Annotated in this window: 14 protein-coding genes; 3 read left to right on the forward strand and 11 right to left on the reverse strand. The window is 59.6% G+C overall.

From position 1 onward, the window contains the following. Positions 1 to 332: 332 nt before the first annotated feature. The 4 genes from phnE (E6C55_RS02510) to E6C55_RS02525 form a co-directional block, all read right to left on the reverse strand. Positions 333 to 1,106, reverse strand: a complete 774-nt coding sequence (gene phnE / locus E6C55_RS02510) for a phosphonate ABC transporter, permease protein PhnE (protein ID WP_136368190.1) — start codon at positions 1,104 to 1,106, stop codon at positions 333 to 335. Further along, positions 1,103 to 1,903 carry a phosphonate ABC transporter, permease protein PhnE gene (gene phnE / locus E6C55_RS02515; protein WP_136368191.1) on the reverse strand — a complete coding sequence of 267 codons (801 nt, stop codon included), beginning with the start codon at positions 1,901 to 1,903 and terminating at the stop codon, positions 1,103 to 1,105. Before phnE (E6C55_RS02515) ends, phnE (E6C55_RS02510) begins: the two co-directional genes overlap by 4 nt. Beyond that, positions 1,900 to 2,673, reverse strand: coding sequence for a phosphonate ABC transporter ATP-binding protein (gene phnC / locus E6C55_RS02520; RefSeq protein ID WP_136368192.1), 774 nt, complete (start codon positions 2,671 to 2,673; stop codon positions 1,900 to 1,902). Before phnC ends, phnE (E6C55_RS02515) begins: the two co-directional genes overlap by 4 nt. A gap of 119 nt (positions 2,674 to 2,792) precedes the next feature. Continuing rightward, positions 2,793 to 3,791, reverse strand: coding sequence for a phosphate/phosphite/phosphonate ABC transporter substrate-binding protein (locus E6C55_RS02525; RefSeq protein WP_230986490.1), 999 nt, complete (start codon positions 3,789 to 3,791; stop codon positions 2,793 to 2,795). 408 nt (positions 3,792 to 4,199) lie between these two features. Between E6C55_RS02525 and E6C55_RS02530 the strand changes: the two genes are divergently transcribed. Together E6C55_RS02530 and E6C55_RS02535 are read left to right on the forward strand one after the other, a co-directional pair. Continuing rightward, positions 4,200 to 4,751 (forward strand): C40 family peptidase, encoded by a 552-nt coding sequence (locus tag E6C55_RS02530; RefSeq protein ID WP_136368193.1) that lies wholly within the window; start codon positions 4,200 to 4,202, stop codon positions 4,749 to 4,751. Between the two features lie 151 nt (positions 4,752 to 4,902). Further along, a complete protein-coding gene (locus E6C55_RS02535; RefSeq protein WP_136368194.1) occupies positions 4,903 to 6,084 on the forward strand; it encodes a glycosyltransferase family 4 protein in 1,182 nt (393 codons plus the stop codon). Positions 6,085 to 6,144: 60 nt separating this feature from the next. On the opposite strand, the gene E6C55_RS02540 is transcribed toward E6C55_RS02535, so the two are convergent. The 7 genes from E6C55_RS02540 to E6C55_RS02570 form a co-directional block, all read right to left on the reverse strand. Further along, complete coding sequence (locus tag E6C55_RS02540; protein WP_136368195.1) at positions 6,145 to 6,978, reverse strand: sugar phosphate isomerase/epimerase family protein; 834 nt, start codon at positions 6,976 to 6,978, stop codon at positions 6,145 to 6,147. A gap of 30 nt (positions 6,979 to 7,008) precedes the next feature. Next, positions 7,009 to 7,455, reverse strand: coding sequence for a threonine/serine exporter family protein (locus E6C55_RS02545; protein WP_136368196.1), 447 nt, complete (start codon positions 7,453 to 7,455; stop codon positions 7,009 to 7,011). Beyond that, positions 7,452 to 8,270: a threonine/serine exporter family protein gene (locus E6C55_RS02550; RefSeq protein ID WP_136368197.1), complete on the reverse strand. Its 819-nt coding sequence runs from the start codon at positions 8,268 to 8,270 to the stop codon at positions 7,452 to 7,454. The genes E6C55_RS02545 and E6C55_RS02550 overlap by 4 nt, the downstream gene beginning before the upstream one ends. A gap of 33 nt (positions 8,271 to 8,303) precedes the next feature. After that, on the reverse strand, positions 8,304 to 9,560 hold the full coding sequence (locus E6C55_RS02555) for an MFS transporter (protein ID WP_136368198.1): 1,257 nt from the start codon (positions 9,558 to 9,560) through the stop codon (positions 8,304 to 8,306). Between the two features lie 103 nt (positions 9,561 to 9,663). Further along, the gene (locus E6C55_RS02560; RefSeq protein ID WP_136368199.1) at positions 9,664 to 9,993 is read right to left on the reverse strand and encodes an ArsR/SmtB family transcription factor; all 330 of its coding nucleotides are present in this window, start codon (positions 9,991 to 9,993) and stop codon (positions 9,664 to 9,666) included. After that, entirely contained in the window at positions 9,990 to 10,436 is a 447-nt protein-coding gene (locus E6C55_RS02565; RefSeq protein WP_136368200.1) for an SRPBCC family protein, read from the reverse strand. The genes E6C55_RS02560 and E6C55_RS02565 overlap by 4 nt, the downstream gene beginning before the upstream one ends. 70 nt (positions 10,437 to 10,506) lie before the next feature. Beyond that, complete coding sequence (locus tag E6C55_RS02570) at positions 10,507 to 10,869, reverse strand: MGMT family protein (protein ID WP_136368201.1); 363 nt, start codon at positions 10,867 to 10,869, stop codon at positions 10,507 to 10,509. A 204-nt stretch (positions 10,870 to 11,073) separates the two neighbouring features. Between E6C55_RS02570 and E6C55_RS02575 the strand changes: the two genes are divergently transcribed. Beyond that, a complete protein-coding gene (locus E6C55_RS02575) occupies positions 11,074 to 11,940 on the forward strand; it encodes an AraC family transcriptional regulator (RefSeq protein WP_136368202.1) in 867 nt (288 codons plus the stop codon). Positions 11,941 to 12,696: the final 756 nt, after the last annotated feature.

The raw sequence follows: 12,696 nt of genomic DNA on the forward strand, positions 1-12,696 counted from the left end.
TACATTGTAACATTTTTCACATAGAAGATCGTTGGACGGTCCCCTTGCGTAAAGACGTTAGCATCTTGCCCGATATCGTTCCAGCTCGTCGACATAAGCAGGTCGAAACTGAACCTTTCTTGTCTATTCTACACCCAATTCCGCCAAACATGAAGGGCATTTCTTTGTAAAATGCGGTGTTCGCCGCTTAATTTTGTGATTTATTGCACATGACATACAGAGATTGTTCATTATTGGAAAAAATTATTTTCCATTATCCCGCCGCAGCCGGCCAAGGGGCCGCCGCGGGCGCTCTCGCGCAGCCGACAACGCCCCCTCCGGACAAGCTCCGATCAGGCCAGCTTCCGCCGAAGATAACCCGAGATCAGGTCAATCAGCGTAACCATGACGATGATGCCGAGCAGAATGATGCCGACGCGCTCCCAGTTGCGGCTGCTGAGCGCGAAGATGAGCGGCGTGCCGATGCCCCCCGCGCCGACGAAGCCGAGAATCGTCGCCGAACGCACATTGATCTCGAACCGGTAGAGCGAATAGGACAGGAAGCCGGGCAGCACCTGCGGGATCACCGCGAACCAGAGCACCTGGAAGCGATTCGCTCCGGTGGCGATAAGCGCCTCGGTCGGGCCGGCGTCCATGTTCTCGACCTCCTCCGCGAACAGCTTGCCGAGCATGCCGATGGAATGCAGACCGAGCGCAAGCGCTCCGGCGAAGGAGCCGGGACCGACGGCCTTCGTGAACAGAATCGCCATGACGAGCTCCGGGAAGGTGCGGATGAAGCTCAGAACGAACTTGCCGGAGCCCGAGACGGCCCTGTTCTTGCCTCGGCGGGAGGCCGACCAGAAGGCGAACGGCACGCACACAATCGCGGAGATGACCGAACCGAGAATCGAGATCTCCAGCGTCTCGAGCAAGCCGCGCAGCAGGTCCTCCCCCTCCGGCAGATAGACGTAATTCCAATCCGGGGAGAAAATCCCTTTAAAGATCGAGTGCGTAATCTTCCCCGCGGTCGGCTTGATGCCGTCGAAGCGGATTCCCGCGAATGTCCATACATAGATCAGAATAAGGGCGGCGACGATCGTCCACCTAAGCCAGATGCGCCTCTTCATAGCAGCTTCTCCCTTAGCTTGGTGCTGATAAAGTCGATGAGCAGCACAACCGCGAGCGTAAACAGAATGATGCTGTTCGTCTTGTCGTATTCGAGGAAGCCGAGCGTCTTCTCGTAATACAAGCCGATGCCGCCCGCGCCGACCAAGCCGAGCACCGCGGCTGCCCGCACGTTGATCTCGAAGGTGTAGAGCACGTATGAGACGTAGTGAGCGGCCACCTGCGGAACGACCCCGAACACGATTCGCTGAATCCGGTTCGCGCCGACCGATGTCATCGCCTCAAGCGGCCCCGGGTCGATCGTCTCCGTCGCCTCGTACGTCAGCTTGGCGATCAGGCCGATGGAGAACACCGCGAGGGCAAGCACGCCCGGCATGAGGCCCAGGCCGAAGATGGCGACGAAGAGCGCCGCCAGAAGGAGATCCGGAATCGTCCGGATCAGGTTCAGAACGAATCTCGCCGGATAGAGAATCCACGGCGACTTCACGATGTTGCTCGCGGAGATCACCGCGAACGGAATCGCGATAATGGCGCCGAACGTCGTTCCCGCGATGGCCATCCGGATCGTATCGAGCATGGCCGGAACGACGTTGTCGAAGTACCTCCAATTCGGCGGGAACATCTCGTCGATCAGCTTCCACATCTCGGGAAGGCCGGTGAACAGCTCCCTGAACGTGGAGTCGGTCGCGACGGCGCTCCCCCAGACCATCCATACGATAAGGATAAAGGTCAAATAGTGCTTGATCCGGCTCGGCTTCTTCGGCAGTCGGCTTGCTGGGCTTGTCCCCGGTCCGTTCATAGCGCCGCCTCTCCGAGCAGCTCGTCCTTGTGGATCGGACGGCCGTAGATGGCGGCGAACACCTCGTCGGTCGCCTCCGCGACCGGACCGTCGAAGACGACTTCCCCGGCCCGCAGGCCGATGATGCGCGTCGCATATTCTCTCGCCAGATCGATATAATGGAGGTTCACGATCGTTGTGATGCCGAGCTCCTGGTTGATTTTCCGCAGATCGTCCATGACCTGCTTCGTCGTGAGAGGGTCGAGCGAAGCGACCGGCTCGTCCGCGAGAATAATCTTCGCCTGCTGGGCCAGCACCCGGGCGATCGCCACCCGCTGCTGCTGCCCGCCGGAGAGCTGATCCGCCCTGATGTACGCCTTCTCCAATATGTTAACCCGCTCCAGCGCGTTCAGAGCCAGGTTGATGTCCTCCTTCGGGAACAAGCCGAGCACCGTTCTCAGAGTCGAGTGATACCCGACGCGTCCGGCGAGAACGTTGCGAATGACCGAAGATCGCTTAACGAGATTGAAGCTCTGGAACACCATGCCGATATCCCGGCGAATGCGGCGAAGCCCGGCCCCCTTGGCCTTGGTGATCGACTTGCCTTCGATCAGAATCTCCCCTTCGGTAATCTCGTGAAGGCGGTTGATGGAGCGCAGCATGGTGGACTTGCCCGCGCCGGACAGACCGACGATAACGACGAACTCGCCCTTGCCGATCGTCAGGTTGATCCGGTTCAGACCTTTGGTCCCGTTCGGATAAGATTTGGATACGTTGCGAAGTTCGATCACGGTCCATCCGTCCTTTGGCGATTGGAATAAAAAGCACAGCCAGCGAATAACGGATTATCCGGCTGGCTGTTCTATTCGGGGTGCGTTGATGCCCTCAGTCGCGCCTGTCCCGGTCTCGCTTACTCCGTCTTGACGCGCTCGCCGTAATCGCGAACGATATCGAACTTGCTGTCGTCGGAGACGACGTAGCCTTCATGCGTGTAGATGTCCTTGATGATCGCATGGCCGTCTTCGCTCTTGCCGATGTCGATAAACGCATCCTGCAGCTTCTTCACCCACTCGGCATTCATATCGGAACGAACGGAGATCGTGTCGTTCGGAATGAAGTCCGTGAACGCGAGCGCGCGGGTGTCTTCGAACACCGTCGGGTAATCCTTCGCGACCGTGGTGCGCGCGTCCTGGAAGATCGCAGCCGCGTCCACGTCGCCGTTCAGAACGGCCAGAACGCCTTGGTCGTGGCCCTTGACAGTGATCGGCTGAACGTCCTTCAACGGATCAAGGCCGTTGTCCATCAGCAATGCGGCGGGCCAGACGAATCCGGCGGAGGACGTTACGTTCTGGTAAGCGATCTTCTTGCCCTTCAGATCGGCAACCGATTGAATCGGGGAATCCTTCTTGACGATGATCATCGACTTGTAGCCGTCAACCAGCTCCGTCGTCGGTTGGCCGGTCGCATCGTCGACGCCGAACCGCTGCGCCTGAAGGATAACCTCTGCCGCGCCCTTCTCCTTGGCGAGAACGTAGGCGGTCGGAGGCAGGAAGCCGACGTCGACCTTCTTCGACGCCATCGCTTCAATAATCGTGTTATAGTCGGTGGAGACGCTGACTTCGACGGGGATGCCGATGCGATCGCTGAGAAGCTTCTCGAGCGGCTTGGCCTTCGCTTCGAGCGTGTCCGCATTCTGGGAAGGAACGAACTGCACCGTCAGCTTCTTCGGAACGTAACCGGTCGCTTCCGGACTTGCGCTCTCGCTCGGCGTTGCCGACTCGGTCGAAGCCGGGCTGCTTGCCGGAGCCGACGACCCGCCCGACGCATTGTTATTGTTGTTGCCGCATGCGGTCGCGAGCATCAGCAACGCGACGGCCGGTACTGCCCATTTCGTAAGCTTGTTCAACATAGTTACCCCTCCACCTTTTCTACTTTTTTGAGATTTTGTGTAAATGAATTTTGCGTAAATGAATATAACACACGTCTTGAAAACTGTCCCCGGATTTAATCATTTTTATTCCTAATTAACAATTTTAATATATTATGTTCCATTAATATCCACAATAGGGCATTTGTTCGATGGAAGTAAACTGGACATAGGCAGCTAAAGAGGTAATATGCCGAAGGCTGGCAGCAACGGACAAGAGGAAGGAAGCGGCAGAGGGGCAAAGCGAGATTCGCGGAAGAATGCTCTTGGTTGCGAGGTCCGAAGACCTAATTTTAGCAAAATTAAGATAGGCTCATAGTCGCAAAGTCCGGACAACCCCCATGTTATACTCCTCTAGGTAAACGTAATCTTACCCAATAGGAGGATGACATGAACAACCCAAACGGATGGAAGAAGACTGTCGTGGCCGTCGCTTGCCTGACGGTATTCGCGGGCTCCGGGCTTGCCGGATTCGGAGGCGCGAAGGCGGCCTCCGCAGCGACGACACAGACGGTATCCGCGAGCGCAGTATCCGCTTCGGCCTTGACGGCGAGCCAGAAGGCGGACAAGATCATCGCGCTGGCGAAGTCCTTAAAGGGCAAAGTAACCTATAAATTCAACGTCAACAATTCCAGCAAGCTGATCTTCGATTGCTCCTCGTTCACGAAGTATGTGTTCGGCAAGTACGGAGTCAGCCTCCCGTGGAGCTCCAAGAAGCAGGCTCTGGAAGGCACCTATGTGTCGAAGAGCAATCTGAAGAAGGGAGACCTCATCTTCCTGTCGGTTAGCGGCAAGAGCGGCATCAACCACGTCGGCATCTACATCGGCGACGGCAAGTTCATCCATAACACCATCGGTTCGAACTGGAACGGTCTCTTGATCAGCGATATCAATTCTTCTACGTATTCCAAGCGCTATATCACGGCACGCCGAGTGCTGTAGATGTCGCAAGCGGCCAACCGGGCTTGTTCGCTCTTGCACAACGGACAAGCCCCTGCGTATTTAATTTCCCTCATCCTACGCTCCGGCCCATTCCTCCTCTCTCGCCGTCGAATAGGTTACTCGTAATCCAACTTGATTGCGAGTGAATGAGATGCCCTCTGTCCGCGTTGTCTGGAAAGGCCCGCTCACACTGTCTTCCGGCCTCGGGATCGCCAGTCGCGCTTATGTCGCCGCCTTAAGAAGGCAAGGCATTCGTGTCCTTACAGGCAGCGATTCGTCTCTTGGCGCGATTGGTAAGGGCCATTCTCCGTCCGTACTGATCTGCCATCAGCTCTCCTCCGCGTCAAATCTCGATAAGGAGCGTCAGTTGTACGACCGACTGCTTCTCAATACTGTCTGGGAGACAACCCGGATTCCCGCCTCCTGGGTTCCCCGCATCAACCGATTCGACGCCCTCTTCGTGCCCTCCGAGCAGAACCGGAAGGCGTTCCGGAAGAGTGGCGTGAAGATTCCTATTCATCTTGTGCCGCATGGGGTTGACCTGCGATCCTGCCATCCCGACCACGAGAAGTATCCGCTGCCCTTGTCGAAGAATCGGTTTGTCTTCGTCTCGGTGTTCGGCTTCCAGCACCGCAAGAACCCCGAGTTGCTGTTGCGGGCCTATTGGGAGCAATTCTCGGACAGGGACAACGTGCTTCTGGTTATCAAGACGAATGGCTATGCTCCTCACGAGAACGGGCATTGGATTCGCAAGCGAATTGAGCGTTACAAGCAAGAATTGGGCATCCGCAAGCGGACCGCGCCCTTTGTGCTTCTCACCGATTATTTAAGCGACAAAAAATTGCGAGGCTTGTATACATTGGGGAATGTCTTCGTCCTGCCGACCCGGGGAGAAGGAGTCGGCTTGCCGTTCATGGAAGCTCTGGCAAGCGGAACCCCTGTCATTGCGACAGGCTGGGGAGGACATATGGACTTCCTCAACGAGAGAAACTCCTTCATTGTCCGCTACAAGCTGCGGAAACCGTTGCTCGGTATGAGAGGACCGCACGCCATCTCCCGAAAATTTCGCTCCCTCTTCTCCGGCAAAGACCAGCGGTGGGCCGAGCCGAACTTGGAGAGCCTGAAGAGCATGATGCTCGAGGCTTATCTTCATCCTGCCGCATGCCGCAGGAAGGGACGGCAAGGCCGTTCGGATATGCGCAAGTGGTCGTGGGACGCCGCCGGCGCCTCCATGAAGCGCGCGATCGATATGACTTTGGCCGCTCCCTCCACTGGCGCGAAGCGAAGGGCGGCATCTCCCGGCGGCGCCTCACGCCGACAGGGCGACACCTAAGCGGAACCGCCCATTACCGGATATTGCGATGACTTGCGTGGCGCAGACCGAAGCAAGCTTCTAGGCGCGAGCTGCGGCTCGGCCTTCCCTTATGAAGGCTGCCGCCTCCTGCATGTTCTCGTCCGTCACCGCTTCGAGCGTGACGAAGCCGCGCGGCTTCTGCCGCTCCAGCAGCGAGAAGAAGAGCTCGTAGTTCAGCTCGCCGCTGCCGGCCGCCGTCTCGCGCGGAATGCCGTCCGCGTCCCGCTTCAGGTCCTTCGCGTGCGCGCTGACGATGCGCGGGCCGAGCAGGCGGAACGCCTCGCGGACCACCTCGTCCTGGCGGCCAAAGTTGTGGCTGCCCATCAGATTGCAAGGATCCAACACAACGCCGACGCAGGAGGACGGGTATCGCTCAATCGTCCGGGCCATCGTCTCCGGCGAATCGATGAGGTGGTTCTGGGCCGCCTCCAGGCCGATGATCGCCCCGAAGCGTTCGGCTTCTTCGACCAGCTCGTCCATGGCCGCATGAAGACGGTCCCAATGCTTCTTCAGCAGCTCCGGGTCCCTCGCCGGCGGCACCCCGACCTCGGTCGCGACGATCGGCGCCCCGAAGTGGCGCGCGTTGCGGAGATGCTCCTTGAACCGGTCGACATTGTGCCGGTACGTCTCGTCATCGAGGTCGATCAGGCTGGCATAGCAGCCAAGCACCGCGATGCGCACGCCATTCTCGGCGAACGCTCCGCCCACTTCATTGCCGAGCCCGGGGCTCAGCTTCCCCAGCGAGAAGTCCACATCCGTGATTGCCTTGGACAAGGCGAGCTGCATGTACGGGAATCCCCGTGCGGCCACTTCCTTGGCCAGCTCCCGATAGGGCCGGCTCCCGACCAGGTGAGCCAATATTCCTGCCGTCATCTTAGCTTCCCCTCTCCCCTATTCCACCTGTTAACTTCTGGTCCGCAGCCTGCGGATCACTTGATTGAACACTTCCGAGAACAGAATGCCGAAGGCGATCGAGCCGGACAGCATAAACGCTTCGAACGCGAGCTGAACCGCCAGATCGTATTGGTGCTCCACGACGTTCCGCATCGCGTCGTAGGCGACTCCGCCGGGTACGAGCGGCACAATGCCCGAGATGAGGAAAACAATGACGGGAGTCCGGAACGTTCTGGCGAACAGTTGACTGAGCACCGAGACGACGAAGGAGGCGGCCAAGGTCGCGGCGATCGGGTCCGCTCCCCCCTCCAGAAGGAGGCGATACGCCATCCAGCTCGCCATGCCCGCGATGCCGCAATACGCGATGTTCCTCGCGGGAACGTTAAACAGGACGGCGAAGCCCGCCGCAGCGACGAAGCTGGTCGCCACCTGCTCTACGATCGTTAGGAGCGTCATGGAATCACCCCCTCTCCTCCGTAGAAGGAGAGGACAACGGCGATGCCCGTGCCGATGGCGAGCGCGGTCAGACACGCTTCCGCCCCCTTCGACAGGCCGGACACATAGTGCCCCGCCATCAGGTCGCGTACGGCGTTCGTGATCAGCACCCCGGGCACGAGCGGCATGACGGAACCGATGATAAGCGTGTTCAGCTCCCGACCGATTCCCGTTGCCACGAACAGACAGGCCAGCAGGCCGACGACGATGGCGGCCATAACCTCGGCGAACAGCTTCAGCGAGAAGAACCGCTGAGCCCGGAAGACCGTGGCATAGCCCAGGCCGCCGGCAACGATCGCCGGCAGGAAGTCGGCCCATTGCCCTCCGAACATGATCAGGAAGCATCCGCTTGCGAGCGCGGCGGATACCGTGCGGAGCCAGGGGGCGATGCCTTCCCGGGAAGCCTCGACCCGAGCCAGGAGCTCCAACGCCTGCTCCGGCGCCAGCTCGCCCGCTCCGATCCGCCTGGAGATCGCATTCACTTCCGCGACCTTGCGAAGGTCCGTAGACCGCTCGGAGATGCCTACCAGCCGGGTATCCGGCACGATTCCTTCTATCGAGAACATAATGCCCGTGGGCGTAACGAAGCACTGCGACCGGGGCAGACCGAACGAATCGGCAATCCGCTTCATCGTATCCTCCACCCGGTATGTCTCGGCTCCGTTCTCCATCATGATTTTGCCAGCCAATATGCACACCTTCGCGATGAGTCGATCCGAATTCGTTCTTGGCTCCAGGATGTCTCTCTCCTCCGGATGTTCTTCAATCTTATCCATTGTATCAGAGATCAAGGGCTCATGAACATGCCTCTAGGCGGGCTCCGGATTCGCCTTCTCCGTCCGGCGGGCCGTGCCTGCGAGGAACGGACGCATGAGCAGCCAACTGACAAGCGGAGAGCAGCCGATCACGAACAGGAAGGCGGTCAGCGCCAGCGGAGCCCGGGTAAGGTTGACGGTCGCGATGAAGGCAAGCATGCCGACGATTCGTCCCGCATTGAGCGACAGCTCGCGTAGCACGATATATTCGACGCGCAGCTTCGCGCTCGCTTCGTCGCGGCCGATCAGATCGAACACCGCGGACGTCATCGGAATCATGTAGAACGGAATAAACAGCCCGACAGCGATGCCGAACGTCAGCATAATGCCGAAGTCGATGCCGAGGAAGAAGGGAATCACCGCCGCGGACATGACGAGAGCTCCCGCGAACAGGCCGCGGACGCGCCACTGCGGCTTCAGCCAGCGGCCGACGGCGAAGTAGCTGACGGAGCTGATTCCGGAAGTGAGCAGCGTGAAGTTGCCGAGCTGAAGCTCGCTCTTCGTGCTGATATAGACGAGCAGCCCGATCATGAGACCGAACACGCTCTCGCGCAGCCCTTGGGCGGCCAGCGCCGGAACCACCTTCCGCCACGGAGTGCCCGCTTCTTGAAGAACGTTAAGCGAGTGCCGCCACTCATAGCCGTCCTCCGGCTTGCGATTCCGCAGGAAGAAGCTGAGGACGACCCCGAAGGCGAAGATGCCCAGAGAGGTCATGAAGATGACCCGATACCCGCTGTCCGCCTGCATCCGGGAGATGACGAGCCCGGAGCACCAGGGCGCAATCATTCCGGCCAGCGCTCCGAAGACGCCCGCGAACCCGTTGAAGCGGTCCCGGTTGTCGGCATCGGTCACCTCGAAGTAGAGCGTGTTGAACGCGAGCCAGAAGAGCCCGGCGGCGAGCCCCTGCACGATGCCGAGCAGCCAGATGTACTGGATCGCTCCGGCGCCGAACAGGAGCACGAGCGAATAGAACACCGCGGAAGAAGCGATGCCCAGCCGGAGAACCGTCATCTTGCGGCCGCGCTTCACCTCGTGCCCCGCCAGCCAGAACGTCAGCGCCATGCAGGCGTGGCCGATGAGCGTGAACCAGCCGAGCAGAACGAAGTTGCCGCTGGCCTTCCATAGATAAACGCCGAGGAACGTGCCGGACAGCGCCTGGGCCGTCACGAACAGTCCGTTGACGACGAGCAGCAGCCATGTCTGCCCGTCGAAGCGCCCCCGCGACGGTGAGGATGGTCGTTGCTTGTTCATGGGCAGGAATACCTCTGATTAGATGGGAATGGGGGCGCATTCCCGGAATCGTTCCAAGGAATGCGCCCCCATTAACCTGCCCCCTGCGAACGGGAGGCATACCTTACGTCTCGTCATCCTCCACGAACCGCTTGAGCGCTGCCAGCTTGTTGCTCCAGAACCGCTCGTAATACGCAAGCCATTCCTGCAGCTCGCGAAGCGGCTCGGGCTCCAGCCGGTAACGCGTCTCGCGGCCGACCTTCCGCTCCTTGACGAGCCCCGCCTCCGAGAGAATCCGCAGATGCTTGGAGACGGCCGTCCGCGTCATCGGATAGTGACTGCTGATCGCGTTCACCGGCAGTTCCTCTTCGCCAAGCAGCCGGAGCAGGCTCCGGCGCGTCGGATCGGCGATCGCCTGGAACACGTCGTGCTTCGGCGCCGCAGAGCCGGTCATGACTCGATCAGGCTGCGGAACTTCGCGACGATGCCGACCCAGCCGCCGGCCATCCGCTCGCGCACGAGGCGGTGCGCTTCTCCGAACTCGGTCGCCTTGTCCGGGTCCCATCCGGCGTGAATAAGCGTGAACTCGGTGCCTCCCTCGAGCTCCTTCAGCTCGAACGTCAGCGTCCAGTCCTTGCCCCATTCGAACGACAAGCGGTGCGGCGGGTCCACCTCCGTCACCTTGCACGGCGATTGGCCGAACGGCCCCGCGTTCAGATGGAATTCATGGCCGACGACCGCCTGCAGGTCGTTCGGCATAAACCAGGCGGACAGGCCCTCCGCCGTAGAGACGGCGTTCCAGACCTTCTCGATCGGAGCCTTCAGCCGCTCTACCTGACGAATCTCGGGCAAGGAATCGGCTGTGTCGTTCCCTTGGCCGTTCTTATTGCGACTCATACGTATACAAGCCCTCCTATTCTCGTTATGTCGATATGAAACCATTTGGTTCCCTTTTCTCACACTCGAATTATAGGATGTCGTCCGGGTCGGTGTCAACCTCGTCCGGCTCCGGCTCTGACTCCAGCTCCGGAATATGCGCGTATTCCTCCAGATCTATTCTTCCCCCGAGGCCGAATTCCACCCCTTCTCCCTCCAGCAGCACACGCTGCGTATAGCGGCCTTCCTCCTCCTGGATCGCCACCTCGCCCAGCTTGTTCACGACCCGATGCCACGGAAGCCCGTGCTTCTCGCTCGACGAATGCAGAATGCGCACAACCTGCCGGGCCGCCCGGGGGCTTCCCGCCGCGGCGGCGACCTGCCCATAGCTCATGACCCGCCCGGGGGGAATGCTGCGAATAACGGAGATAACGCGTTGTGTGAATGGCTGCATGACAATCGAACCCTCCCGTCCCTAACCTGCGACTTGACACTTGGCTCGATTGTCCCGAATTCGAATGGCCCCTGTCAAGCCCGGCTGGCTTGCGGTAGAATTAAGAAGACAGTTGATCGGTCTTGAATCGGTCCGACGAGAGCACGGCAGGACAGGAACAGCGGCGACAGCCATGGTAGCATAAGTGCTGAAGGAGGGGACCGAATGGAATGGCTGGATCGGATGGCGAAGGCGATCTCCCTCATCGAGTCCCGAATGGAAGGGAAGACGGACATCGAGGAGCTGGCGCGGGAAGCGTATTCCTCCCCGTTCCACTTCCAGAGGATGTTCCACATGCTCACGGGCTTCACCGTCGCCGAGTACATTCGCAGAAGGAAGCTGACCTTGGCGGCCCAAGAGCTGGCGAGCACTTCGTCCAAGGTCGTGGATATCGCGCTGAAGTACGGCTACGAGTCTCCCGAGTCGTTCGCCAAGGCGTTCCGCAAGGCGCACGGAATCTCGCCGACCGACGCCCGCGAGCGGGGCATTCCGCTGAAGGCGTTCCCCCGCCTCTCCTTCCACCTATCTCTGAAGGGAGCTCAAGACATGGACTATCGAATCATAGACCGCCCCGCCGTGCGGACGATCGGAGTCAAGATCGCAACCACGACGACAGATGGGCAGAACAGCCGGGAAATCCCGAGGTTCTGGCAACAAGCGCATAGCGACGGCACGATTGGAAAACTCGTGGAGGCGTGCCCGGGCAAGGAGCTTCTCGGCATCTGCGGCGACATGGACCTGGCGAACGAGCGCTTCGATTATTGGATCGCGGCTGAGAATGACGACCGACCGGCCGATGAACAATGGAAGGAATTCACGATTCCGGCCGCCACCTGGGCCGTGTTCCCTTCCATCGGTCCGATGCCGCACGCGATCCAGGACGTATGGCGGCGCATCTTCGAGGAGTGGTTCCCCTCTACGGGGTATGAGCACGCTGCCGGGCCGGAGCTCGAAGTATACCCCGACGGCGACACCACCTCGCCGGACTACCGCTGCGAAGTATGGGTCCCGATCGTAAAGAAGCAAATCTGAAGTCATCCGAAGCAGGCGCCTCCTCGTACCTTCGCGGACACCCGCCAGGACTGGGGAGGCGCCTTTTGCGTCGGCGCACCTCTTCCTCTTCCTCTTCCTTTTCCAGCCTCTTCTTGCCCCTTCTCTCCTCTCCATACCTCCCCTCTTCTCGCCTCCCCCTAAAGCGCGCTACTTTTCGTAGCAATCAAGCGAGAGGGACGTGGGCATCGACCATTTCAAACCATTATGCCTCCTCTCCCTCTCGCTCAGGACCTCCCAACCGCCTCACGACGCGCCAGATGCCCAAGTTACGGTATAGTCTAGTCGGCCCGCCCTCGCCGCGACGAACAGAACCGGAAACACTCCCGACTCGACACACCCTTTCTGGCCGCCTCTACCATCTCATCGTGCCTCAAACCCCCTCCAACCGCCTCATATATGCGATTTTTCGCATTCATTCGCAGTTTTCTCCTCGAATCGAGACATTGTATGTGGTTTTTCACACTTATCGCGCTCCGAACCCCCTCCAACCGCCTCATGTATGTGATTTTTCGTATTCATTCGCAGTTTTCTCCTCGAATCGAGGCATTGTATGTGGTTTTTCACACTTATCGCGCTCCGAAGTCCCTCCAACCTCCTCATGTATGTGATTTTTCGTATTCATTGGGCATCTTGGTGAGAAGCGAGACAGAGGTGGGGAGCATTAGGGAGCGTAACGGCGGCGACGAGAGCAAGAAATGCGGAACAAAGGCAGCTTCAACCTCTCTTCGGAGCTTC

The organism is Cohnella fermenti, from assembly GCF_004801405.1.
Lineage (GTDB): Bacteria > Bacillota > Bacilli > Paenibacillales > Paenibacillaceae > Cohnella > Cohnella fermenti.